We start from the raw sequence: 25,696 nt of genomic DNA on the forward strand, positions 1-25,696 counted from the left end.
CTTGGAAGGTGCCTGTCACTTTTTTTGGTAATTTAATAAAATTTTAATATCATGTTCATTTCTCTGAATGGTTTTCCGTGTAATATATTTTTTATGTTCTGAAGCAGTGGTAATTGTACAAATGTTCCATTTTCCATAAATCCGTTTGTTGAACGACTCACAGACGGGATTATACAAAAAGCCCAACTCAGAATAATAGATTTTTAAAATCATTTCTTTTGCATCCAAATTGGTTTTTTGTGAAGGAAAGAATCATTGGAGGAAAAACGAACATATGAATAAGTCCTTATCGGCCACTCTACATCGCGCACAGCCAATGTTATCGAAAGTTCCGGAAGTTACGGTCTTTTTCTGGATCACCAAGTTGCTAACCACTGGAATGGGCGAGGTGTTTTCTGATTACCTTGTCAACCACATGAATCCGATCATTGCAGTCGCTCTTGGATTAGTTGGTTTAGTAGCTTCTTTGGTACTGCAGTTCTTAGTCCGAAGATATGTGACATGGATTTACTGGCTCGTTGTCGTAATGGTCAGTATCTTTGGAACGATGGCTGCTGATTTTGTGCATGTGGTGCTGGGAATCCCTCACATTGTAACAACCGTATTTTTTGCAGCGGCGCTGGCGGTTATCTTTGTCATCTGGCGCGCGTTCGAGAAGACGTTGTCTGTCCACAGTATTTATACTACTCGTCGCGAGGTTTTTTACTGGTCCACCGTGCTGGGAACGTTCGCACTCGGTACTGCTGCTGGTGACATGACCGCGTCTACGATGCACTTAGGTTATTTTTCCTCGGGGATCCTGTTTGCCGTCTTACTTGCCATTCCTGCTCTAGGATACTGGCTGTTTGGTCTAAATGAGATATTTGCCTTCTGGTTCGCCTACATCATGACGCGTCCGGTAGGTGCCTCGTTTTCGGACTGGGTCTCAGCGTCTCCCAAGCACGGTGGCGTTGGGCTGGGCGAAGGTCCTGTCAGTCTTGTCATGACGATTATTATTGTTGTCCTTGTCGGTTACCTGACGATTAGCAAAAAAGATCAGGGGGTCAAGGAAGAGTCTGCCGCAGCGTAAGGGGGGTCAGACCCCCGCTCGTTTAAAGAGGTAATAAGTAAAAGTGACAGGCACCTTCCAGGAATCTGGAAGGTGCCTGTCACTTTTTTATAATCCAGGTCTCCATCTTCTAAAAGGTGGGGATTATTTGACGCTTACGTATCATTGTTCTCAATGAGGGGAGATTTTTTGCCAGAATACAGTACCCACAGCTCGTGGAGTGCTCGGGTGCAGCCAACGTATAACAGCTTTGCATCCTGCTTGGTTGTTCCGTAATGCTTTTCATCTACATCGATAAGAAGTACAGAGTCAAATTCAAGTCCTTTCGCCAGGTAGACAGGAACGACTGAAATGCCGCCTTCGTATTTGCGCTGCTTTGCATGAATAAAGGTTGTGGATAGTCCTGCTTCTAACAGAGCACTATGCAGAAGTGCACATTCGTCTTCAGTGCGGCCGATAATCGCAATGGTATCCATTTTATTTCGATGCAGCTGTTTGAGTGTTTTGATGATGGTAGGGATGCGGTTTGTATCTTCGACTTGTACCATTTTTACTTTTTCTCCACTTCGAAAAACTGGATTAGCTAAGCTAACAGGGATATTTGCTTTCGCAATAATCTCATTTGCAAAGTGGATGATTTCCAGTGTAGAACGATAGCTTCTGTTTAACTCGTAATAGGTTACTTTATCTAGATTGAAAATCTCCAAAAATTCATCCCAGCTTTGAATCCCCTGATACTCGTGAATGGCTTGCGATAAGTCACCCAAGATGGTAAAAGAATTTCCTTGTGTCATCTGCTTTAATAATGCGATTTGAAACGGTGAAAAATCCTGTGCTTCGTCTACGATTACGTGATGATATTTGTGCTGTGATTCGCTGCCGTACAGACGGTTGTGAATATAGACAAGTGGAGCTAAATCCTCTAGATCCATCTCTTTCTTTTTACAATTCGCTGCTGTAGCCTTCATAATGTCTGCCGGGATGCTGTCTATAAATGATGATTGCTTTGTTGGCGTGAATAGTGATTTATAGAAGGAAAGAGCAGTATGCTTTGGCCATTGCTTCATATAGGAAGTTAGATATTGTGTTGCTTTTTTCTTATTGTCTTTTTTTATGTTAGTTTCTTCTATATTATTCAGCTTGCCATCAATCCATTTTTTTAACCGTGCCACGATGCGTTCCCTTCGTTTAGCTAGTGGATAATGCTTATATTCGAAGGTAAACCAATGATGAAGCGTTTCTTTTTCTAACAGGATCTTGTCCCATGGTTCAAAATCTTTATTAGGAACAGCCGATGCTTCATAGCTTTCGATGCATGTATCAATGTAATCCATAAAATGGGTTGAGCCCTTCCCTTTACCCGGACTATTCTCAGTCATTTCAGGGCGATTGAAATCAGTAGTGAACCATTTTTCTAGTGTCTCTGATGGATCCTTAGCGGTTACCTCATGGTTGAGTTTAGTTAGGGCCAATCTGTAAAGGTTGTTTGCTGAATGCCTCCTACTCCCAGCTCAGGAAGTACGTTTGAAATATAATCAAGGAACATATTGTTTGGTGCAAAGATAATCATTTTTTCAGCTTGGATCGTTTCACGGTATTGATAAATTAAATATGCAAGACGATGCAGGGCAACGGTTGTTTTTCCGCTTCCGGCAACTCCCTGAATGACTAATGCAGTATTTTGGGATGAACGAATAATATCATTTTGTTCGGATTGAATGGTTGAAACGATATCCTTTAATCGATTATCTTTGTTTTCGCTTAATCGATATAATAGAAAATCATCAGTGACAGATACATTTTGGCCGCCTTTTACATATGTATCTACAACGCGCTGGAGAATTTTCTTGCGGATTACGATATTTCGCTTGAGATATATTAAACCTTCAATGATACCTTCATCAGATTCGTAAAAAGCGGGGTCGTCTCCTCCTGTGAATGAGTAAAACATGCTGGCAAAAGGAGCACGCCAATCAATCACCATCGGGTGCTGAGTCGCTTGGTCAGATACGCCTATTTTTCCAATATAAATCGGCATGGATTCCTTGCCTTTTTCTTGAAAGTCCATTCTTCCAAAGTACGGCTCATTTATCGCTGCACGAAGGTTTCTTCGATTGGTTTCTCTTATGTCTTCTAGTATCTGCTCTGTGAAATCACTCCCTGTATACACAGGCGTTCCTTCAAGTTTTGTTAATTGCCGGTCAACTTCGTCCATAATTGTGTTTAGCTGCTGAAGCTCTTCTTCATATGCTTGTGTTTCCAATTATTCTTAACCTCCCTACATAAGTAGTTAACCGAATTTTTAGATGGAATGCCATATTATCAAAAAGATGAGGACAAGGATAAAAGCAAGGTACACAGCGTTATCTTTCTTTGTTCAGGTATTATTATTATAGTCCTAATGGTCATTTATATGGGTAACTTATTCCACCACAATCTATTGAATTTTCTTTCCTGTACCGCTTAGCAGTTTTAGCTGGTCATTTTCATAGCCAATGGTATATTCGACTTTATATTTGGAATAAACGTAATTGCCATTTTTTAGTTCTTCGGCTGTTAGTATAGCTGTTACGGTACAGATGTCACCATCTTGAAGCGTTTGTATTTCATCCAGGCTGTTAGAACGAGTGTTCAAATAACCGTTTCGGAATTTTGTGAAGTCCAGGTTCTTTTGCCATGAGCTTCCTAATAGTGAGTAGGCTGTAACAAAATCACTTGAATTTAGGCTTTCATAAAAATACTTTACTAAGTACTCCGCTGTATCCACTGGTGATTCTTCTGCATCTGCTTCTGTATCTGTACCATCCTCCGAGTCGCCAATTGAGAGATTGGGAAGCTCAGACATGGGGGAGGAGGACCATCCTTCCACTAATGGAAGCGTATTGACTATAGGTATACTGAATCCAATAGTACCCTGGTCGGTTCCGGCTGAGTTAATCCCAATCACTTCACCAGTCTTGCTGTTAATTAACGGGCCGCCTGAATTTCCGGGCGCAATCGGGGCTGAAATTTGATAGGCATCAGAATAATGGAAAGGAGCGATATCAAAGTCTCTATTTAATCCGCTAATAATTCCTGTTGTTACCGTATTTTGCAAGCCCAGTGGACTTCCAAGCGCTAGTACTTCATCTCCGACATCGGCTTTCTTTTTCATCATTTTTAAAGGCGTATCCTTAGCCATTCCGGGAACGCGAACCACTGCCACATCGACGTCCTTGCTAATGCCAATTACAGTGCCTTCAAATTCTCGTGCGTCAGCCGTTTTGATTTTAACTTTTTTTGCGCCGTTCACTACATGGGCATTCGTGATTACGTCTCCATTTTTATTATAAAGAAAGCCTGACCCGAGAGTTCCATTATCCAATTCAATCATGACCACTTCCTTCTGGGTCTCATGGATAATGTCTTTTAATGCTTTCTTTGTTACTTTCCCTGCGGCTTTTGATGTGCCTGCCGTCAATATAGAAGTATTTTTTAATTGTGCAGGGATATCTTTATGCCAGTGAAAGATAAATCCTCCTGAGGTTCCTAAAATAAGAAGTGAACTGGCAATACTAATGATCCATTTCATGTTCGTCATTTCTCCTTTTAGTTTAATTGCCAGGTTACTTGTGTAACTTGGACGGAGGCATCCTTATAGACTCCATAATAGGTATCATCAAAACTGCCTGTTTCTCCCACTTCTAGATAATATGGGCTTACATATGTTGAATCGGAACCGATGAAATTGCCATCAAGATCATAGACATCATAATAAATAGTAATGGCTGATATTGGTTTGGTAGCAGTGTTTTTTACTTCGCCTGTTACATGGATATCACCATATTCATCAAGGGAGGTATAGATATTCTCGACATTAACGGCGGCTGTCCGATTGGTTAAATCCTCCTGGGCAGCAACTTCCATTGCTTGTTCAAGCCTCTGTTCTTCCGCTTTTTCAAATGCAGTTTGTTCCTTTTGGATTCGGTCTTTAAATGATAGTAGCTTCGTATCCTTGCTTGAATATTCAAGTCCTTTATCAATAGTTGAAATTGCATCAGTAAATTGTTTTTTTGTTAACTGTGCTTCTGCACCCTTTGTAGATACATCTACAATTTTTGCTAGTATTAATTTTTGGACCTCGTCTTTTTCAGCCGACTGGATTGAGGACAATGCTGTCAATTTCTCTGCCAGTTTTTCGACGGTACTCAGATCGTTTATCTCCATCTTAATTTTCGCAACGGCAAGCGTTGTCGATTTTTCATCTATTAATTTGTGAAAAGGTGTGAAAAGAGGACCTTCTAATTTCTTTAGTGAATCTTTAAAGCTTGTAATTTGTTTATCTGCAGTATCAAATTGCTGTGTTTTCAATGAATCTGAAATAGAATCCAGGGATTTATTCAACTTTATCGCATTCTCAATCCGGGTTTTATCCTCATTCAAAATTTCGTAATCCGGTCTAAGATTTTGTGCTTCTTTTAAAGGTAATAAAGCTTCTTTGTATTTCCCCTTTAAGGCCACTTCTTCTGCTTTTTCTTTTAATCCTACAACCTCTTGGTTTATATGTTTCTGATGGGAGTAATAGCCCCAACTCGCACCGCCTGCAATAATAAGCGAGATGATTGGAATCGCTATTGGCCATAATAAAGAGGACTGGCCCTCGATCCTTTTGCTGGCACGATGTTGTTGAGCAGTGGTCGTTTCGCTGGGAATGCTATGGTTAATACTATCATTGATTGTTTCGTTGTCGTTGTGCTCGATTTTATCTACTGTTAAATCCTCATTGGCAGGCATTGCAATCTGTCCTACTGCCAGTTCGGTTCCACACTTCGCGCAGAATTGGGCATCAGCTTCGGCCGCCTTCGTTCCGCATTTATGGCAATACACACCAATCACTCCTTTATATGTTAATTTACTAGATATATTATACTGGTAATATACGAATAGTGATGATTTTCGACAAAAAGAGACAACACGAGAATTTGGAATAAAGATAGTTATAGTGCGGGGGGTGGGATGAGCAGTATCACGATAAAAAGTGACAGGCACCTTCCAATTCCCTGGAAGGTGCCTGTCATTTTTTTTAGCCTCTTGCATTACTTTTATTGCGTTTTGAAAAGTAATGCCAAAAAGCCCAAGGATCTTTATGATCCTTGGGTTTCTATTAAAAATGGGGGTATCATTCATTATTTTTGCATAAATATTTTGCTATTGCCGCGAGACCCGCTCCATGCTGAAACTCCCCATTGGCAATTAAATTCATTAATTCCTCCATTTGCATTTCGTGAAGTACGATTTGTTCACTGCTCTCAAGGTTTTGTTCTCCCTTACTCAGTCCCTTAGCAGCAAACAGAAAGATTTCCTCACTTGTCGATCCTGGTGATGGATAGAAGCTTCCCAGATCGATCCACTCAGACGCACTATATCCTGTTTCTTCCTGAAGTTCCTGTTTTGCCATATCTAGTGGTGTCCTGTCTTCTTCCAGCATCCCGGCAGGAAGCTCCCACTGCCAGTTCTTGATTGCATGCCGATATTGCTTTAAACATATGACCCGGTTGCCCTCTGAGATTGGCAATACGCATACTCCCTTGGCAAAGCTAATGTAGGAGAACTTTTTTTCTTCACCGTTTGGAACAGTCACGGAATCAATCGTAATCTCAAACCTATCAATCTTCTCCCTCTTGCTGGAGTTAATTTTCCAAGCCAATTTTCATGCCCCCTCAGCTGCTTTTTCTATAGCTTACTATATAAATGGGTGACAGGCACCATCCAGGGAAATGGATTAAAATCTCATTTCGAGGAATTAGTCGATTAGTTTCGATAAATGTATAAAAAATATGTAAAAAAATATCTAATTTACTGATAAAATTGAAATATTATCAATTTCTAACTTGGGTAACTAATAATTCTTAGTTTCCTGTCTATATAAATCTTCCATTCCGAAAATTCTGAACTGCAGATTTTGAAAATGGATGACAGTGTTGAGAAAAGGGAGCCGTCAGCTGAAGAGTTCAAGCTTTCCGAATTGGATGAATTAATCGAAAAAGAAATTTTGGAAGGAGCAAAAGCATAATGAGCGAACATAACCTGCGGCCTGTATCCGATTCCTTTGACCAAGACTTGGGCAAATCCAACTATCATATAATGGTTTATGCTCACAACACCTTTTCCTATCCGATATTGATAGAGTCATAGAGAAGAAATGCCTAGATGTAGTTGCCAAGAATATTATTGCATTTTCCATTATTTTCTAATTTAAACAGAGGAGTTAGAATATGAACATACACTTTATTTGGGGTCTCATTTCAGGGAGTTTAATTACAATTTTAACCAAATTTCTACTTGAAGAACCACTAACATTTTTGATTAAGAAAATAGCATCTATATTACATATCAAAATTCGTTCTTCTCGAATCAAACATAATATACATGATCAACATTACTTCCGCCTAGGTTCAAAAAAGACTAATTTTTATGTTGTTGAGGGTAACGGACTTATATCTTATTTAAAAAATGGCGTGAATGTAGTGTTGGATTCAGAGCCGATCCTTTTACCAAGTGAGATTCAAGAAATATGTACAAATGAATATGAATCAGTATCTAGAAAAGCTAAATGGAATGGCACATTATTTACATTGCAAGATTATAGAATTGATCGTACACATGATGAAAACAACATGGTTATTCAACTGGATTTTAAAAAATCAAATTATTATACATTTTCAACTTTAAATCTTAACCTGGATAAGAGCCGGGAAGAATTAAATAGCCAAACAATACGTCAAACCTATTTAAGTATGAACGACACTTCAGAAGTTGTTGAAGAAGTGGTGCCTTTTTTAGCGAATGGATTTGGAATAGCTGTACTTGTTTTTACAAAAGATAATAAGTTTATTCTCTCAAGAAGATCCATGCAGTGTAATGCAAGACCAGGTGAATATGATGTCACAATTGTTGAGTCGGTCAATGAAAAGGATATAATTGGATCAAATAAAATGGATTTGTACAATACGGTGACAAGAGGTATTGAAGAAGAACTAGGTCTTAGCATTCAAAAGGAAAAAGTAACCTTTCTTGGTTTTGGGGTTGATATGGACTATTATCAATGGAATATGGTTGGAATTGTTGATCTGAGTAAGGATTACATGTCCGATGAAATTCTCAATGCTCGTTCTATGGGTGCAGAAGGTAAATGGGAGAATAAGGAGTTTATTGCTTTATCTATGAAGGACTTGCAGCGGAAGGTCATCGACCCTGGTGAAATGTGGGGGATGGGCTTGGTTACATTGTATTGGGGCCTTAAGTATAAAAATTATATTAATTCAAAAGAGGATGAGGATCTTCTATCCACCTTTTTTTAAATATTAATATCCAGCAAATATTAGTTAAAAATGATTAGTTTTTATTTGGTGGAAAATAATAAAATATATTTGAAACTGAATATTTATTTTGTGCCTTCACTCGTTAATTTTGCGTTTAACCCTATGTAAGTAGTTATCAAAATTGGGATATACATCAAATACTGAAAATTAGCCTTCTTTTTAACTTTTTCGATAACGTTTTTAATCATTAATAAAAAACACCAAAGGGAGATATCTATTAAGATTATCTCCCTTTGGTATTTATAAATGAAGCTTTACAAAAATGTTGATGGAATAGAAACCTTCTTTTAATTCACAATTATCTTAGACCGTATGCCTTGGTAATCTCATGAGTAATGCTAGTTCCAGCATCATCCCAGGCACTGGCGCGGAGTGAGACAAAGCTTCCTGGCTTATTTGGATGCGAAATAGTGGCTGTCCAGCCATTACCTTCATGAACCAAGTTTGCCTTTTCCTAAGTGATGCCTTCGTCAAACGAAACGTCAAGGGAAGTACCTTTAATTTTGCCGTTTTCTGGGGCACCAACAATTTGAGCAGCAGACAAACCAATCTTGGTAAATTTGTCGGCCATGGAGTCACCGTTCATGTCGGTTTCCACTTTATAATCTAGACCCAGGAAGGCACATCCTGGTACCATCAGGCTAGTGTGCTGGACGCACAATGGGAAGTACGTCCAGTGTCTGACCCGGCTGGTAATTCACTTTTGGCTATTGCTCTGTTAAACGATGCTGTTGATTATTGTAAGGGAATCCGCGAGACCTCCAAGAGTACTTCATCAAGTAGATGAAGTGCTCTTTTTGTTGTACAGATAAGACAAATTAGAAAAAAATGGTTTATACTTTTCAGTAATATGAAATTATGTTAATAGTGAAAAAAGGATGGGGATTTTTTAATGATACATATTGTGAATGGTGATGTTGTGGGCAATAAAATCCAACAAATAGATGGTGATATCATTGTTTGGAGAGAAATGTATGACTTTGGTCCGTTAAGTTTGACCTGGTCAAAAGAAGAGCAAATAAACAGACGTGCCCACTTTTTTGAAGAAAAGCTTGGCATCCCTTCAAAAGTATTTATTGATAATTGCCAAAGACAGAATAGTTTATTGAATGATATACCAAAGTCAGAGGAGATTATTCTATGGTTTGAGCACGACCGTTTTGACCAAACGATGTTAATGTACTTACTTACAGAATTATCTTCAAAGGGCTTTAGAAATCTATCTATGATCAGTATCAACCAGTATCCTGGTATTGACCCTTTTCATGGATTAGGTCAATTATCTTCAGAACAATTAATCGAATTACTTGAAATCAAAAAAGAGATAACGAATGAACAAATCCATGAGGCGGTTACAGGGTGGAAAGCATATAACTCGAATGACAGAGATGATATTGAAAAGTGGATTTTAACAGAAAATCATTTCCTTCCGTTTCTACTTCAAGTATTTAAAGATCATAGAGGTTATTTTCCTTCACATAAAACAGGATTAAATGAAGTTGAATCTTTAGCGCTTTCTTTCATTAAAGAAGGGGAATGTTTGTTTTATAATTTGTTTAATAGCATTGCAAAAAATAGATTAAATGATGGGTTAAGTAACTTACATTTTGCTGCCATTCTAAACGAATTAATGAAGGGTTCGCACCCACTGCTTTTTAGTGATATCCCGTTGCCAAATTATCTCTTACCTGCTTCAAATGCTAAGTTAGAATTAACTTCTCATGGCTTAGATGTGTTGAATGGCGAGCAGAATCGAATTCATTTAGTGGGTATTGATTGGTGGGTTGGAGGGGTACATTTACGGCATGGTTCAATAAAATAAAGTGAGGTTAATAGAATGAAGAAGAAAATTGATGAGTCTCAAATTTATGAGAAACACCATGAACAAATTTTACAGAAAGTAAAAAACGATCCGTATGCTTTATCGTTAGGAATTCAGTTAACAAAGTTTGAGGCTGGTTTTGCAGAAGCAAGTCTAGAAGTGCAGGACCATATGGTAAATACACATGGGACTGTGCATGGAGCAGTGATATATGCTTTAGCAGATCACGTATTTTCTGTGGCCTGTAATGCATATGGAAAAACATCAGTAGGACTCTCTACAACCATCCAGTTTATTGAAGCTGCTAAACCTGGAGACAGAATCGTCGCCCGTGCGACTGAAATAAAACGAAACTTTCGGACTGGATTCTATCGAATCGATATATTACATGAGCAAAATCTGATTGCAACCATGGATGCCGTTTCTTATCGAAAGGATCAATATTTTATTGAACTTGATGAACAAGTTTAAGTAACAACTTGGTGGATATTTTTCATACCGGAAGTATTTTAAAAAATGATAAGAGGTGATCGAACATCATGAAAATACAAGTTAAACTTAAAGATATAATAGAAGAAATGGAAATTCAGTTTGAAGAGTCTAGTTCCTTGCTAAATGTTAAAACAGGTGAAATCGTGTTAGTATCATCGGAGGACTTGAGAGCGGCTGAAGATGAAAAACCATTTGATCATTTACCTGAATGGCAAAAAGAAAATAGAATGATTGCGATTGATGTCGTTGAAAACTACGAAAATTACATAGAATTACCTACTAAATATGACATCAATGAATATGAAATTATCGAGGAATTTTGTTTTACGGTTAGTGATCAACGTAAGCAAGATACCTTATTAAGAGCTATTGAGGGCAAGGGTGCGTTTAGAAGATTTAAGGACAAAATAATCGATCTTGAAATTGAAGATCAATGGTATTCATATCGTGAAGAATGTTTTAAACAAATTGCGATAGAATGGTGTCAGGATAATGACATAAACTATATTGAATAGAAAAAGCAGCGAGCGATTACGAAATAGTTGGTGATCGCTTATTTTTAAACTAAAGGTGCAGGCTTTATTGGACAAAACTATCGGGTTCAAGGCTCATTCTGTCCAATAGAAAGGTTTTATTAGACAAAACCATCGAATTCCATGCTCTTTCTGTCCAATAGAAGGGCTTTATTGGACAAAACTATTGGGTTCCATGCTCGTTCTGTCCAATAGAAGAGCTTTATTAGACAAAACTATCGGGTTCCATGCTCGTTCTGTCCAATAGAAGAGCTTTATTAGACAAAACCATCGGGTTCCACGCTCGTTCTGTCCAATAGAAGGGCTTTATTAGACAAAACCATTGGGTTCCATGCTCGTTCTGTCCAATAGAAGAACTTTATTAGACAAAACCATCGAGTTCAAGGCTCGTTCTGTCCATTAGAAGAACTTTATTAGACAAAACCATCGGATTCGATGTTCGTTCTGTCCAATAGAAAGGTTTTATTAGACAAAATAATCCCCTTCAAGGCTCCTATTGTCTAAAACCAGGAACCTATTAGAAAAACAACAGTATGAACCAAAGGGAGTTTAGTTGAAGAAGGATTTACAATACCCACAGGAGAATAATTACATTTAAGATTCTTATCGTGGAGAAATTATGAAATGAAAAAGTTTTTTTCGAGATATTTACATTGGATAGCACTCTTTTTCTTAGGTCTTAACGTAATGCAAATTTTTATTAATTTCAATTCAACATTATCAGACATTGTCGCAATTATTATGGGTGTAATCGGACTGTTATCTCTTGGTTATCTTACTTTTGTTTTCAAATGTAAAATAAGAAAGAAGAAATTAGAAAAATAGGTTCCTATTTTTATGTTATCGGGTTTGTTAGCTCAACAACAAATGGACTGCTTAGTTAGGACTTTTATTGTGCTAATGGGGAAGTTTAGTCCTTATACAATTATGAGAAAAACAAAGGAGAAACTAATATGACAAAGAGAAATAAGGAGTTGTCACTAGAACAACGTGAAGAACTACTCAGAATCTTGAAAGCCCGTTTTGAGAAAAACATGAACCGACATAAAGGTCTTGAATGGGCTAAAGTACAAGCTAAGCTCGAAGCTAATACTGAAAAACTATGGTCGCTCAATGAAATGGAAGAAACTGGCGGTGAACCGGATGTTGTTGGCCAGGATAAAAAAACGGGCGAATACATTTTTTATGATTGTTCGGCGGAAAGTCCTAAAGGTCGCAGAAGTACTTGTTACGACCGTGAAGCGCTAGAGTCAAGGAAAAATCATAAACCAGAAAATAACGCTATTGATATGGCAATTGCCATGGACATTGACCTTTTAACGGAAGAACAATACCGAGAGCTACAGAAACTTGGAAATTTCGATATGAAGACGTCGAGCTGGGTGCAAACACCTTCTAATATTAGAAAACTAGGCGGGGCCATCTTTTGTGATCGTCGCTACGACACTGTCTTTGTATACCACAATGGAGCAGAATCCTACTATGCTGCAAGGGGTTTCCGTGGCTCGCTAAGGGTCTAAATTTTGCACAGACAGCTAATTTTGAATTTGAGAACGGGTTTCCTGATTCTTCAACTATCAGATGCTTTTCTTCAAGAAGGAGAAAGGCTTTTTCTTATGGAAGTAAAGGGTGAGGATTGTTTATATGATTTCTTTACCCAAGAGGTATTTTATATATTTACATAGAATTGCTATGCGGAAACATTTAAGACGTACATATGAAAAAAGGAGGATTGTATGCTTAAAAGGAATAGGTTAATCATAATTTTATTTATTTTAAACACCTTAGTTATTGTGTCACCCCTAATAACAAAGGATAGGGTAGATAGTAACAATGAATTAAAGCACGTTCAATTTGGTTTTCCGATACCTTTTATTACACAGGACCAATCTTATTTTGATCCTCCTTTTCCTTATAATATGCGTATAGATCTTAGGTTTGGTGAGAGTGGTTTAATTGGGTTTAAAGTTCTATCATTTATATCTTCTGTGTTTATAGCAAATATTGCTGGTTTATATATAAATAATCTTCTTAGTAAGATGCAATAGCGTTTATTGCTACTCTAATCGATAGGAAGTGAATTTATTGAAGCAATTTGATCAAGTAAGAATCTTAAAGGACATTCCGGATGAGGGGATTTCTATTGGGCAAATAGGATACATACTAGAAGTTTATGATGATTATCATTTTGAAGTTGAAATATCAGATTGTAAAGGGCAAACACTTTTCTTGGGCTCCTTACCGGCTGAGTACCTGGAAGTTGTTTAACTATCGGGGAGTCTGAAGAAATGTACTCACAAATGGAGGGGTTACATTGGTTTTTTTCTATATTCTAACTGATGAAGACAACGAGGATTATCAAATAGCGGAAGATGAAATTATTAGTTTGAAAAAGTTGTAGAAATTTTTCAACTGACAGGTTCCGGTTTGTTGGCCAGGAAGGATTAGAGTCCTTTTTTGTGAATTCCTTATTAAAGAAACGGGTCAGTATTGTTCTAAAAGACTTCTTGCAAATGGCCTTATGTACAGTGCACTTTAAAGAAAAAACAAACGTCGACAAATTATGATGACTTTTAAGAATAATGTGGAATAATTACTAATATAATTTGGTTCTTTCTTAACGTATAGATGTTTGTAAGGAACAGTCATAAACATAATGAACATGATGATATTGAAGAGAATATGAAAGGTAACGAAGATGAGTATAATAAAGGATTTTTTGCTACAACTAACGCTTATAGTATTACCCATATTTATTTACTTTACATTTATTACGGAGAGGGTAAAGAGTGATAAAAACAGAAACGTAATAATGTCCATTTTATGGGGAGTAGCAATATTATTTTGCATGTCCTTTCCAGTGAGTTTTGGTCAAAATGCTCGTTTGGAGTTAAGAATTATTCCCCTGTTATTTGGCAGTTTATACGGCGGATTTTGGTCAGGCATCTTCCTATCAGCCCTTATCGTACTTTATCGACTTTATTTTGGAATCAGTATTGGATTTTATAATACTGTTCTTACTTTATTATTAACACTGCCTGTTATATTGTTTTTTCAAAAATCGTTCGCCCGTTCGAAAAAAGATAAAAGGGTTAAAATTGCCGTGGGTCTTTCCCTTTACTACTGTCTTATTGGCCTTGCTTTTTTTGTTATTTTAAGAGGCTTTTCCATTGAGTATATTAAAGTACAGATTATTCATCTTATCTTTGCAGTGATAGCTACTTGGTTCTTTATAATTTTAAATGAAACGATCAGGGAGATTCACCAGCTACGATCAGAGTTGGAAAATACGGAGAAATTACGAGTAATAAGTGAGTTAACAAGTGTTTTCGCTCATGAAATTAGAAATCCGATGCAAGTTACTCGTGGCTTTCTGCAACTTCTAAACGAGCCTGATTTGCCTAATAAAAAGAAGGAATATATCCAACTATCCATTGGAGAATTAGATCGTGCTAATGAAATTATTAATGATTTTTTATCTTTTGGAAAACCCTCAATAAATAACAACGAAAGAATCGATGTAGGTTATCAGGTACAACGTGTAGTAAATATCCTTCAAAGTTACACCATGAACCGTAATGTTGAGATTAAACCTGATATTCTTGATAACTGTTGGATTTATGCTAATGCTCAAAAATTGAACCAGGCTTTGATTAATATTATGAAAAATGCGATAGAATCTATGCCGAATGGTGGAATTGTTTGGATTACATGTACTTCAACAGATGATGGATATATAAAGATTAACATTAAGGACCAAGGAATTGGTATGACAAAAAAGCAAATTGATCGGCTTGGAGCTCCGTTTTATTCCTTAAAGGAAAGTGGGACAGGACTAGGAACGATGGTGAGTTTTCAAATTGTTCGTTCTTTCAAAGGTAAAATACAAGTGAACAGTGAAAAGGATATTGGGACAGAATTTATTATTCTTTTACCCCAGATAACCTAAAGCGAGAGAGCCTATGCCAAACATCAAAAAAAGAACGGAAAAAATACGGGCCAAAGGAACCAATCAGAAATAAGTGGATAAAGCATATTATGAAAATCAAGATAGATAGCAATAAAAGTACCATTACAATGTTCGGGAGTTAAACTAAAGTTAGATCTCAAGAGGATGCTTGAGTTAAAGATTGGGAGGTGCTGCCGCATCTCCTTTTCTTCTTCAATAAACGGGGCAAGATAGTTTATTAAATGGTGTATCGAAAGGAAAATCAATTAAATTATGACTCAATACATTTATCTTGCTTCACCTATGAGATTACCTAAAGGTTCGTTTGGATCAAAATCCGTGTCTCCTAAAAAACCGAATGTCTTTAAAAATGAATTAGATTTCACCCATCTATATTTCGAAAATAATTACGATAGCAAATTAAAACGTAGATTTTCATACAGTCCCCACTTCTCTTTTAATCACCAAGTAGCAGCTTACTCTAATCACATCCCTTTAAAATATGAAATAAAAGGAACAGCGGAAGAAGAGAAGTGTTTAACAATACTATATTTTTATCTAGAAGAAGCCATTCAAGCTAGTGGCATTGTAGAGTATTTTACTTGTTTGAGTAGTAAAGAAGAGCTGTCAATTTCAAAAAAACGAAACATTCGCTGGAAAGACATAAAAGACCCCTATGACCTGGTGTTGGAAGATCGGGAGTTTTGGGAGATTACACTTTAGTTATCAATATAAATGATTTATTGTGCTAACTGGTGCAAGAGTTGAAGATCCGCAGCTGCCATTCTTGGTGGCTACTTTCTTATTGCACTAACGATGCTGGTTTGTTCAATAAGGCATGAATGTCTTTTTTGTCGTATAAGACCTAAAAAGCGCTACGAAACCAAATGTGATATTTTCTTGAAATCCGCGGAAGAATATGGTTAATAATATTCCTTTAGTAAGAGGGCGGATGAATTCATGAATCTTGAAAGATGGATTTTAATTGGAGTTATCGCTATTTCTATCTTAGCAATTTTTACATTAATACCAAGAAATAAAGCAAGGGAAGCTTGGGTCCTATTTTTATTTCTTCAGGTTATTACTTGGCCAGCTGGTTTGTTTGCAGTAGAAATGGGATGGATTGAGTATCCGGTTCAATTGATAAAAGGTGTTAATCAATATAACCGAAGTAGCTTAACTTTTGAGTTTTTCCTTTTTCCTATTGTAGCTATCATTTTTAGTTTGTATTTTCCGAATGTTAGAGGGTATAGGGCAATTATTTATTATGTATGTTTTGCAGGTTTTTTTACACTTATTGAAGTGTTACTTGAAAGAACAACAAGGCTTGTGGAATATCACGGGTGGACATGGTATTGGACATTAATTACTGTCATGATTTCTTTATTTATCAACCACAAATACTATTTGTGGTATAAACAAAAGTTGATTAAGGTGAATACCAGATGAGCAAAGAATTTTTCATTTTAGCTTTTTCATGGGTTATCTCCATTATGACATTGTTAAGCATCTCAAAAGGAAGGACACGATTGACTCAAATAACTTTTTTACTTACTCAAGCATTAGCATGGCTATTTGAATTTATCCTTGTCTTCTTTGACTTGGTAGAATTTCCTTATAGGGAATTCAAGATTGCAACAAATATGAGTTTTTCACTATATTACTTAATATTTCCTACAGTTGGCGTTTTGTTTATCCTGTTTTATCCCAAACAAGCCAGTAATCTAAAGGTGCTACTATATTATTTGTTTTTCTCAATGGTGATACCAACTTATTCTTCTTTAGCAGAAAAGTATAGTAACCTTTTTCAATTTATCAACTGGAACTGGGGCATCCATGTATTAGCAGATTTAATTATTTTTTATATTTTGAAGAAATTTATATTCTGGTTTCAAAAAGCTATAGATAGTTAGGGTCTTTTAAAAATTAATCTTACTACACAGTACGAAAAAATTGTGCAATAAATAGGATGGTCTGTTGAACTAAGGGGTGCAAGAGTAAAAGATCCAGCTGCCAATGGCTGTTTTTTTTATTCAACTAACGGGTGAGATTCAAAAAATTTATAAGTTATGCTACGTTCGTGGTCCAGAGGGAATTATTTTAGAGTTGGCGGAGAAAATCAGATAAATATTGAATGGGACTTTAAATGATTTAGATTTCCAACTTTAAAGATTTCTTCTTAAATTATCGGGTGCAAGAGTTGAATAAGAACAAGTAATTTATAATGAAGAAAACTCACTTCATTTTGGGGCGAGTTTTGCTTTTTTATATGCCATTTAATATATCAAAAGGATTGTCATTTCGGTGCATTTTTTTAGAAAAGCACCTCAAAACAGAACCCTTTAATTACAGTTGTGGCGTTTTTTTTTGTATAAGAGCAGGGATTTTGCGATCGAACCATGACCAAGAATCAAGTGTCATTATAACAAACTTCACTGGATTTCCTATTTAAAAAGAAAGATTTTACCAAAACAATTTTTTACTTTTTTTAAATGGTATGATTAAGAAAAATTACTTGTACAAGGAGTATTTTAAATGGGTGTTCGTTTCCAAACTTCTCGTTTTCATGTCGAATATGGCCCTCATTCACTTTTTGAAAGAGTGAAATTTAAATTTTTACAACCAAGAACTTTGAAATTAAATGGTAAGCATTATAAACAGAGAAAAGAAGAAAGAAATATTCCAAGTAACATAATTGACTATCTATTGGATTTTAATCCTGCTCAATGGAAGTTAGTCACAGCTGAAGTTCGAAACGATACTGGTAAATTTGTAAATACTACCTGGGAAAAGATGATTTTTCAGCATAAGTATTGGGTAACTATTGGTTTCGGTGATATAGTTCAAACGATAATCAGGAAGGACAGCGAAGGTTTTGGCTACGATATAATAAAGGAAGGAACATTCTACGACTTTGTTTCGGAGGTAAACGATCTATTAATGAAACAGGACACTTCTCAATAATTAATTTATATCGTATTGGCACGGTCAAAAACCGTGCCATTATGTATGTCATTTGCAGTTTTACCTTTTTAAAAAGCGGTAAAAGGTTAAAACTGATAAATACAAAGATTAGTCATTAAAATATTTTTTAATATCAATATTACTGACTACATAGTATTGCTTGGTTAAAATATTTCCTGTATCTATAAAAATTTCAACCTCGTTCTTCCTATCTTTTTTTTCAAAGACAAGTATTCCATCGCCCTCTTTCGAAGTGTATTTTGTTTGCATCTTTTTTATAACTTTCATTTATTAAATCAGATAACTGGTTAATTTTCTTTTTATCCTTGAGTTCAGAAACTTTGTCTTTTTGATTATCAACCATTTTATAGAGGGTGATAGTTTCATAGTCCTTCTCAACTATTTTTGAGCCATTACATGAGACTAGAAATGGTAATAAAATCGTAATGAGCAAAATAAGGAATATTCTTTTATTCAAGTCAATTCACCCCCTATTAAAATTGTAAAAATGCTGACGAAATATAAAATCAAAAATCGTCAGCATCCATAAACTTAATAATTAATAGAATTTTGTTTTAAGCAATTTTTTGCGTAAGAAGAATAACTGTTTGCGAGCCAATCATTCCACCACCCTTTAAGGGTATCATTTACAGTAGATTTTGTAATCCCATCCTTTTCAGCTATATATTTTGATTCATATACTCACCAAATGTCTGGCCGCTTAGAGGGTGTAAAGTATCCTCATTAAATGGAACGCCTTCATATTTGGAATATAGTTCCCGGGCAGCAGAATTTAAACGTGAATTATTCGGTGTACTCAGAAAGATATACGGTATATGTACGAGTGCTTTACTTCAAGAAGAAGTAAAGCCTTTTTCTTATTCAAGTAATGGGCAGTATAATTAAAGAAGCTTTATTAGTTTTTATTCATGGAAATAATAGGATAACGGAGGTCGGATGTAGAAACAATTAACAGGTCACAAAATTAAGGAGGACCTTAATGAGCAAATTCAGTTTGTTTGGCAAGTTTACGGTACAAGAAGGCGAACGTGACACAATGGTAGATATTTTGTTGGAAGCAGCAGAATCAATGAAGAATCTTGATGAATGCGAGATATATCTCGTAAATATTTCTAAAAGTGAACCAAATTGTGTTTATGTTTATGAAGTGTGGAGTAATGAAAATGCCCATCAAGCCTCTCTAACTCTTGAAGCTACACAAACTTTAATAAGCCGTGCAAAACCAATCATTACTGGAATGGAGAGAATCAGCACCCTAAAAACAAGGGGTGGGAAGGGCATTTCATCGAATTATTATTAAGCTAACGGCTGCGCTCCTTCAAGAAGGAACTTAACAATAATCGAAAAACTAAAAATTTAAAAACAGACAGGAGTTAGATACGATGATAAAAGGTTTCGGAGGAATATTTTGGAGAACTAAGAATCTTGATGTTATAAAAAAATGGTACAGTGAAGTGTTGAAGATTGAAATAGAAAATTGGAATGGTACTGTGATTAAACCCCAATTAGGAAATGAGACTATCTTTTCTTTCTTTACGGAGAATGACAATTATTTTCCAACAGAACAACAAGTGATGTTAAATTTCCAAGTACATAATCTAAACGAAACTATTAAGCATCTTGAACATATCGGTGTACCTCTTGCAAAGAAAAAAGAGATTAGTGAATTTGGAAAGTTTATTTGGATTAAAGATCCTGAAGGTCGACTGATCGAGCTTTGGGAGAAATAGCGGGTTGTAATCATTTGCTATTAAGCTAACGGATGCTTTAATTGAATAAGCATCCTATATACTATGGATATAAAAAAACGCCAGATAAAAAATATCTGGCGTTTTTTGGCTAATCAGAATTTATATCCATAAAATCTGAACGCATAAGAAAAACTAGGGCATTCGCCTAAGTATCTGGCAGATGCCAAGTTTTTCTAATGCTATTTACTTATCCAATTGACCTGCTCATTCATCACCTTTTCGGGAACTTTTTGAATGCGTCTCTTCAGCATCGAAATCCTTTTGAGTTAGCAGTTCATCAAGACCGTATTGTACATTGATTTCTTCAGCTAGCTCTGTTAAAAATTTATCCGACAACAAGGGTTTCTTTTCTTTAGGCATGGCTGGCTCCTATGTTTTTTGGTTTAACTGCAATTCGTTGCAGTATCAACACTATGGACAAATTTTATGGAACATATTCTTTAAATAACAATTTCAGTTAACAGGAGCTTTCTTAGAATAAATCATGGGGAAGTCTTATACTTCAACTAAGGGGTAGATTAGGAAAGAAGGAATAGATGATTCAGCATAAAAATTGTTCTGATCTTGATGATGTAAATGATGTGATTAAGAGTATCTTGAAGTCGTTAACACGACATGTTAATACATAAAAATAAACTTATAGAGTTCATTTCCTTGTGGGAAAAGATAAAGGAGAATGGAAAAGAAATAGAGAAATCCTATTAAAATCATTACTTTAAATAATGATATTCGCTAAAAAAGTATACATATGTACTGAAGGTATATTAATACGTTGGGAGTTTATACAAATGAACGCAAATGAATTCAATATACTTTACGATGAAATAATTACAAAAAGGCTCCAGGAACAGGGTTATTTTAAGAAAGGTAAAAGTATGTTTTTGCAGAGAGGAACAACAATGGCAGTACTATTAAGGAACACTTTTAGAGGAGATAAAGGTGTTGAAATAATATTTGGTGTAAGGCATACCTTTGTAAGAGATTATCTTAACTTAAGTATCCAAAACCTATATCTTACCAACCCAATGGATTATCCTTTTCAATTTTCTATGATGGAGTTCAATGAATCTAATTTATTTACGATTTCTACAACACGTTACAATCAAAAAGTATGTGATTATATTTACTACGGAGAGACAGATATTGAGAATTCACAAGACCTACGGAATTATTTGGAGCAAATTTGCGATAATGTCATCGCTTTTGGTCCTAAGTTAATCAATCTCCTTTCCCCTAAAAAAAGTATGGATTTAATCGAAAAAAATATCAATAATGCTTGGATTGAAAGGATCAGGTTAGAAGACTATAAGGAATTTCTATTAATAAATAAGTAAGTCGGAAAAGGTGTTGGAAGTTTAGAAAATTATCCTTTGTTAATTGATGTATACCTCACAAAAGGACATAGCGCTATGGTACGGTTCTTCAGCTTTGTTCGGTACTATCGTTGCTTGGCTTCGAAACGACATGCCGTATACGCCGCTTTTTCATGCCAAACAATTTTCCTTGTTGATGTCTCGTAACCGCAATAAAAATTTTTAATGGGTTTGCGCTGAACTAGCGCCATAATCTACATCATACTATTCTGGAGGCACCCTTTGTACAGCTAGAAAAACAATTCCTATTATTACTGCTAAACCTAAAATTATTCAATAAAATTTGAAACGCTCAGAGATTACTCTGAGCGGTTTTGAGTTTTATTTTTTGTGGGAATATGATCGTTAATTGCACACTATTGTCCTATCTAATCGCAGTGCGATTAAAAGGACATTGATAACAAAAAAATAGACTGTAAATTAGATAAGATTTTTAATTTTGGTGAGAGGTTTGTCCAATCCTTTTTTCAAAATCAAAATAAACTGTAAGTGTATTTTAATTTTAAAAAAGGAGAGGTGTAGGGAATGAGACGCGAAGAATGTGAAGATTGTAGAAAGAAAAGTGAAAGTAAACATCGTTGCAAAGGATGCGCATGTGATCAATTTAGAAAATTATCTACAAATACAGAAGTAGATTTATTTTTATCAGGTGGAACTATCCTTGAAGATCTCGTTTTTGTAAATTTTGATGAAAAAAATTGCTGTGCTTTCTTCAATTCAGAGAGAGAAGGAGGACAACTTATCGTTGTTGATTGTCAGTTTGTCCAAGCTATTGGATTCGAAGCTGATTAAATGATATGGAGGGGGATTCTAACATGCTTTAGAATCCCTCTCTTTTAAATGCCTTATATTTGTTGGTTTACAAAAACACCAAGCATCTACCCTTTCTTTAGGTAGATGCTTTATTTCTTTTTTACAAGTAAATATGGACCTCCTGACTAGCACGGGGCCTTCGTTGGACTTGTTCTATTTCCTACACGCTATTATCCATAACTCCTGTCCACTAAATTTTTACAAAAACATTACATTTGATATTCTGCTATTTTAATATGATAAAATTTAAGTAGATTAAAGATGATAGATTGGAGCAGTGAGTAAATGAGAAAAATTTTACTAACAGTGGGATTATTAACCTTCTTATCTCTAGGATTGGGACATGGACATGCTTCTGCGGAGTCAGATTTGGTTTCGAAGTGTGGAAAAGTGACTCAAAATCAAAATCCCAGCTTTCAACAATTAAATTGTTTGCTGACAAATGCGGCTTTGGAAGCAAACATTCCTCCTGAAGTAGTAAAGGCAGTGGCGTGGCAGGAAAATGGATGGAAGCAATTTAATGCAGATGGTTCGCCAAGTATATCCGATGACAGTGGAATTGGTGTAATGCAAATTACGAATTACCCAGGCTATGATGAAGAAAAATTGAAAACAGATATCTTATATAACATTGAATCAGGGGCGAAGATTCTTTCCAGTAAGTACGACCAGGGGAATCTCCCAAAGATAAAAGGTGCGAGGCGGCAGGATATTGAAAATTGGTACTTTGCTGTCATGGCGTACAACGGGACAAAGCCTGTGAACAGCCCTCTTTTTAAAGACACTGGGAAACCCAACCCTGATGCCTACCAGGAAAAGGTGTTTAAGTATATTGAAGAAAATAGTTTCCTAGGCGATACAAAATTGGCGAAATTCCCTTTTAAAACAACAGACTTTAAATATGATTCAAATAGTGACGCCAACATCGAATTTACGACGCGGGTATATACACTTTCTGAAAAACTGCATCCATCCAATTATTATTATAATAAGGGGGTTAAGGTTGCTACTACGATAGATAACGCAAATCTTCGGGCACAGCCTGGTACTTCCCAGAGTGTTAAATTGTTAGGGAAATTTTCGGCTTTAACGATTACCGGGAATTTTGTTTATGACCAATCCTCTGACAGTCAAAATCAGTTTGTCTGGTACCCTGTTATGTCTGGGGATAAAAAGGTGGGGTATATCTCCTCTTCCTATATTACTGCTCCTGTTTGCACGCCATGTTTGCAGTATCATAAAGGCGAAATAATCCCTTGGGATCGCGACAAGCTTGTACCGGGGCAACTCGGCAGATTAACGGTCCTTCAAAATACACCGTTATTTAAATTGGATGGTACTTTTGTTCGCATGTTGAAAAAAGGTGATCCCCTCTACCGGATATATGCATTTAAACCTGGAATGCTCAGTGTAGGCGGAGGCTTGTATGTGAACCGCGATGAGAAAGTGAAGTATGAAACACCAAGCAAATCTAAATTAGATGCGGTTAAATGTATAGCGAATTATTATTAAATAGCAAAAGGGAGTGCCATCAAAGGCACTCCCTTTATTTAGTAGGAACTCTGTTTGAGTCAAGCCCCTTTTTTGTACGTATAGATCCGAAGTTCTTCGCCCTTTTTTAATGTTCTTGGTTGAGGGATGAGGTCGGCACCATTTGAGCTGATCTTATATAACGGCGTATTTGTTAAGACAGTGATTTTTCCAATTTGCCCTCTTTTTAAAAGAGTTTTGCCCCAGGCAACCTGCTTTGCTTTTTGCAATTCGGCCAGTTTTTGTTTCGTTGGAGTCATGTACTTAACGGTGTTTGACTTCAGTACATAATAGCCTCCACCCACGCCATATAATTCGGTTGCCGGTAAATTTTTAGTAGTTACCGCAGCCCAGCCTGATTTTGTTAGGACCTGAACTTTGTTTAAAGCTGCCAAGTCTTTCACTTCCTGCTTTAATTCTGATGATAAAGCTGAATAGTTAGAAATGACGAGCTTTTGATTATTTGCAAAATTAATTCGGATGTCGTTTGCGACAGGGGGCCAGTTTTGCCCTGCTGATATAGACGGGCAATTGTTAGCCATTGATCTGTATGTTGTTTGGAAGCCATTGCTATATCTTTCAAATCAATATTTGGCTGAATCCCAATTTTATTATAGCTTACATTGTTTGCGGACTTGATTTCTGCAATCGTGTATTTTAAATAACTGCCGTCTGACAAAGTGTCCGCTTCCTGCATGACGCCTTTTCCATAGGTTTTTCTACCCATAAGAAGAGCGGCATGATTGTTTTTTAATGTGTAAGCGAGAATTTCTGATGCACTTGCAGTATATTCATCCGTCAGGACAATGGCTGAATCAAGATGAAGGTCACTGCCGCCGCTTCCAATTTGGTCTACATCACCATTGCCGTATACAAATTTTATAACAGGTTTATCGGTTGCCTTGATGAAGTGTTCCATGATTTGAAGAGAGGCTACTACCTGGCCTCCGCCATTACCACGGAGGTCAATGATCCACTTCTTCGCATGCTGATTCTTTAAACTTGTTAAGTTTTCAACGAATTCCTTATAGGTATCGGTGCCAAAGGAAGAGATGCTGATATAACCGACGGATCCATCCAATAATTTACCTTCTACCAGAGGAAGATGGATGGTTGCCCTTGTTCCTGTTAATGTAAGTTCTTTATTCCCCCGTCTCACAGTTAGGGTGACCTTGGTGTTTTCTTTCCCAAGCATATACGATTGGACTTCTTCCATTGGAGAATTGCTAATATCATGGCTATCCACCTTAATGATGATGTCACCGTTTTGCAGTCCCATTCTGGAAGCAGGGGTATTTTTATAAACAGTGGTGATAAGTACTCCATCCTTGGCTTTCTCTATTCCTATGCCCAATCCAACGAAATTCTGATCGATCGCACTCATGAAACTTTTAAACTCATCGGGATTCATATATTCAGTGTAAGGGTCATTCAAAGAAGCTATAAGTTCATCAATTGTTGTTGCATTTAAACTACTATCCGTTAATGGCTTATAGTAATTTTCTTTTAATTTATTTTTAATTTCTTGAAGAATACTAGAATCCTGTACAGCAGACGGATTTTGAGAACTGGCCGTTGTTGTGGTGTCAGCAGCTGCAGCTGCAGGTAAAGGAGTCAATAGCAAAAGTAATGCGAAAAGATAAGAAATAAACTTCATTTTTCCCCCTAATAGATTGTGGCATATACTAGTTATAATTCAATTTAGTGGGAAAGTAAATGTGGTAGATTGGGAGCCGATTAAAGTTAGATTAGAATCTGTTAAATGTATGGTGAAGTAGTGCAGATTGGGGGTTCTTAATCGGATTTGGGGTTTATCAACTGGATCTGGGGAATTATCAACCGGATTTGGAGTTTTATCAACCGCTATAGGAAGTTTATCAACCGATTCCAAAGTTTTATCAACCGCTCCCCCGGATCAGGACACTTATAAAAGTCCTATCCAGTTTTTTTGTGCTTTTTGAGCATTTCGCACAGTATCCCCCTGCATAAGGATTATATTTTTGTGAAAATTTTTCCATTTAATAAGAAATAAGTATTGT

General features: G+C 36.3%; 26 protein-coding genes and 1 pseudogene. 17 read left to right on the forward strand and 10 right to left on the reverse strand.

Annotated elements, in window-relative coordinates; genetic code table 11:
- Window positions 1-274: 274 nt before the first annotated feature.
- Window positions 275-1,069, forward strand: coding sequence for a COG4705 family protein (locus tag RCG23_RS13725; RefSeq protein ID WP_308176150.1), 795 nt, complete (start codon window positions 275-277; stop codon window positions 1,067-1,069).
- Between the two features lie 134 nt (window positions 1,070-1,203).
- Here the strand turns inward: RCG23_RS13725 and RCG23_RS13730 are convergent.
- The 4 genes and pseudogenes from RCG23_RS13730 to RCG23_RS13745 all read right to left on the reverse strand — a co-directional run bounded on the left by RCG23_RS13730 (window position 1,204) and on the right by RCG23_RS13745 (window position 6,734).
- A pseudogene (locus tag RCG23_RS13730) lies at window positions 1,204-3,263 on the reverse strand (UvrD-helicase domain-containing protein).
- 222 nt (window positions 3,264-3,485) lie between these two features.
- On the reverse strand, window positions 3,486-4,619 hold the full coding sequence (locus RCG23_RS13735) for a S1C family serine protease (protein WP_308176151.1): 1,134 nt from the start codon (window positions 4,617-4,619) through the stop codon (window positions 3,486-3,488).
- A gap of 17 nt (window positions 4,620-4,636) precedes the next feature.
- The gene (locus tag RCG23_RS13740) at window positions 4,637-5,914 is read right to left on the reverse strand and encodes an FxLYD domain-containing protein (RefSeq protein WP_308176152.1); all 1,278 of its coding nucleotides are present in this window, start codon (window positions 5,912-5,914) and stop codon (window positions 4,637-4,639) included.
- Window positions 5,915-6,206: 292 nt separating this feature from the next.
- Window positions 6,207-6,734, reverse strand: a complete 528-nt coding sequence (locus tag RCG23_RS13745) for an NUDIX hydrolase (protein WP_308176153.1) — start codon at window positions 6,732-6,734, stop codon at window positions 6,207-6,209.
- Window positions 6,735-7,302: 568 nt separating this feature from the next.
- On the opposite strand from RCG23_RS13745, the gene RCG23_RS13750 reads away from it, so the two are divergent.
- Window positions 7,303-8,388 (forward strand): NUDIX hydrolase, encoded by a 1,086-nt coding sequence (locus tag RCG23_RS13750; RefSeq protein ID WP_308176154.1) that lies wholly within the window; start codon window positions 7,303-7,305, stop codon window positions 8,386-8,388.
- Between the two features lie 319 nt (window positions 8,389-8,707).
- Here the strand turns inward: RCG23_RS13750 and RCG23_RS13755 are convergent, their stop codons facing one another.
- The gene (locus RCG23_RS13755) at window positions 8,708-8,851 is read right to left on the reverse strand and encodes a hypothetical protein (RefSeq protein ID WP_308176155.1); all 144 of its coding nucleotides are present in this window, start codon (window positions 8,849-8,851) and stop codon (window positions 8,708-8,710) included.
- Between the two features lie 12 nt (window positions 8,852-8,863).
- The gene (locus RCG23_RS13760) at window positions 8,864-9,070 is read right to left on the reverse strand and encodes a hypothetical protein (RefSeq protein WP_308176156.1); all 207 of its coding nucleotides are present in this window, start codon (window positions 9,068-9,070) and stop codon (window positions 8,864-8,866) included.
- Between the two features lie 231 nt (window positions 9,071-9,301).
- On the opposite strand from RCG23_RS13760, the gene RCG23_RS13765 reads away from it, so the two are divergent.
- From RCG23_RS13765 to RCG23_RS13810, 10 genes are all read left to right on the forward strand, one after another.
- A complete protein-coding gene (locus RCG23_RS13765; RefSeq protein ID WP_308176157.1) occupies window positions 9,302-10,231 on the forward strand; it encodes a DUF1835 domain-containing protein in 930 nt (309 codons plus the stop codon).
- A 15-nt stretch (window positions 10,232-10,246) separates the two neighbouring features.
- Entirely contained in the window at window positions 10,247-10,702 is a 456-nt protein-coding gene (locus RCG23_RS13770) for a PaaI family thioesterase (RefSeq protein WP_308176158.1), read from the forward strand.
- 68 nt (window positions 10,703-10,770) lie between these two features.
- On the forward strand, window positions 10,771-11,238 hold the full coding sequence (locus RCG23_RS13775) for a UPF0158 family protein (RefSeq protein ID WP_308176159.1): 468 nt from the start codon (window positions 10,771-10,773) through the stop codon (window positions 11,236-11,238).
- A 971-nt stretch (window positions 11,239-12,209) separates the two neighbouring features.
- Entirely contained in the window at window positions 12,210-12,776 is a 567-nt protein-coding gene (locus RCG23_RS13780; protein ID WP_308176160.1) for a DUF4256 domain-containing protein, read from the forward strand.
- Window positions 12,777-13,341: 565 nt separating this feature from the next.
- Window positions 13,342-13,524, forward strand: coding sequence for a DUF4926 domain-containing protein (locus RCG23_RS13785; protein ID WP_308176161.1), 183 nt, complete (start codon window positions 13,342-13,344; stop codon window positions 13,522-13,524).
- A 430-nt stretch (window positions 13,525-13,954) separates the two neighbouring features.
- Window positions 13,955-15,205 carry an ATP-binding protein gene (locus RCG23_RS13790; RefSeq protein WP_374049757.1) on the forward strand — a complete coding sequence of 417 codons (1,251 nt, stop codon included), beginning with the start codon at window positions 13,955-13,957 and terminating at the stop codon, window positions 15,203-15,205.
- 273 nt (window positions 15,206-15,478) lie between these two features.
- A complete protein-coding gene (locus RCG23_RS13795; protein WP_308176163.1) occupies window positions 15,479-15,928 on the forward strand; it encodes a hypothetical protein in 450 nt (149 codons plus the stop codon).
- 237 nt (window positions 15,929-16,165) lie between these two features.
- Window positions 16,166-16,654 (forward strand): CBO0543 family protein, encoded by a 489-nt coding sequence (locus tag RCG23_RS13800; RefSeq protein ID WP_308176164.1) that lies wholly within the window; start codon window positions 16,166-16,168, stop codon window positions 16,652-16,654.
- Complete coding sequence (locus RCG23_RS13805; RefSeq protein WP_308176165.1) at window positions 16,651-17,118, forward strand: CBO0543 family protein; 468 nt, start codon at window positions 16,651-16,653, stop codon at window positions 17,116-17,118. Before RCG23_RS13800 ends, RCG23_RS13805 begins: the two co-directional genes overlap by 4 nt.
- Window positions 17,119-17,740: 622 nt before the next feature.
- Window positions 17,741-18,169 carry a hypothetical protein gene (locus RCG23_RS13810; protein ID WP_308176166.1) on the forward strand — a complete coding sequence of 143 codons (429 nt, stop codon included), beginning with the start codon at window positions 17,741-17,743 and terminating at the stop codon, window positions 18,167-18,169.
- A 220-nt stretch (window positions 18,170-18,389) separates the two neighbouring features.
- On the opposite strand, the gene RCG23_RS13815 is transcribed toward RCG23_RS13810, so the two are convergent.
- Window positions 18,390-18,647, reverse strand: coding sequence for a hypothetical protein (locus RCG23_RS13815; protein WP_308176167.1), 258 nt, complete (start codon window positions 18,645-18,647; stop codon window positions 18,390-18,392).
- 522 nt (window positions 18,648-19,169) lie between these two features.
- Here RCG23_RS13815 and RCG23_RS13820 point away from each other — a divergent pair.
- Both RCG23_RS13820 and RCG23_RS13825 read left to right on the forward strand, forming a co-directional pair.
- The gene (locus tag RCG23_RS13820; RefSeq protein WP_308176168.1) at window positions 19,170-19,490 is read left to right on the forward strand and encodes a putative quinol monooxygenase; all 321 of its coding nucleotides are present in this window, start codon (window positions 19,170-19,172) and stop codon (window positions 19,488-19,490) included.
- Between the two features lie 82 nt (window positions 19,491-19,572).
- Window positions 19,573-19,920 (forward strand): VOC family protein, encoded by a 348-nt coding sequence (locus RCG23_RS13825; RefSeq protein WP_308176169.1) that lies wholly within the window; start codon window positions 19,573-19,575, stop codon window positions 19,918-19,920.
- Between the two features lie 225 nt (window positions 19,921-20,145).
- On the opposite strand, the gene RCG23_RS13830 is transcribed toward RCG23_RS13825, so the two are convergent.
- Window positions 20,146-20,301, reverse strand: a complete 156-nt coding sequence (locus RCG23_RS13830; RefSeq protein WP_308176170.1) for a hypothetical protein — start codon at window positions 20,299-20,301, stop codon at window positions 20,146-20,148.
- A gap of 428 nt (window positions 20,302-20,729) precedes the next feature.
- On the opposite strand from RCG23_RS13830, the gene RCG23_RS13835 reads away from it, so the two are divergent.
- The 3 genes from RCG23_RS13835 to RCG23_RS13850 all read left to right on the forward strand — a co-directional run bounded on the left by RCG23_RS13835 (window position 20,730) and on the right by RCG23_RS13850 (window position 23,639).
- Window positions 20,730-21,275, forward strand: a complete 546-nt coding sequence (locus RCG23_RS13835) for a hypothetical protein (protein ID WP_308176171.1) — start codon at window positions 20,730-20,732, stop codon at window positions 21,273-21,275.
- A 564-nt stretch (window positions 21,276-21,839) separates the two neighbouring features.
- A complete protein-coding gene (locus tag RCG23_RS13845; protein WP_308176172.1) occupies window positions 21,840-22,106 on the forward strand; it encodes a hydrolase in 267 nt (88 codons plus the stop codon).
- A gap of 306 nt (window positions 22,107-22,412) precedes the next feature.
- Window positions 22,413-23,639 (forward strand): transglycosylase SLT domain-containing protein, encoded by a 1,227-nt coding sequence (locus tag RCG23_RS13850; RefSeq protein WP_308176173.1) that lies wholly within the window; start codon window positions 22,413-22,415, stop codon window positions 23,637-23,639.
- 59 nt (window positions 23,640-23,698) lie between these two features.
- Here the strand turns inward: RCG23_RS13850 and RCG23_RS13855 are convergent, their stop codons facing one another.
- Window positions 23,699-24,052 carry a hypothetical protein gene (locus RCG23_RS13855; RefSeq protein ID WP_308176174.1) on the reverse strand — a complete coding sequence of 118 codons (354 nt, stop codon included), beginning with the start codon at window positions 24,050-24,052 and terminating at the stop codon, window positions 23,699-23,701.
- A gap of 17 nt (window positions 24,053-24,069) precedes the next feature.
- Window positions 24,070-25,314, reverse strand: coding sequence for a S41 family peptidase (locus RCG23_RS13860; RefSeq protein WP_308176175.1), 1,245 nt, complete (start codon window positions 25,312-25,314; stop codon window positions 24,070-24,072).
- Between the last annotated feature and the right edge of the window lie 382 nt (window positions 25,315-25,696).

Source organism: Neobacillus sp. PS3-34 (assembly GCF_030915465.1).
Taxonomy (GTDB): Bacteria; Bacillota; Bacilli; order Bacillales; family Cytobacillaceae; genus Neobacillus_A.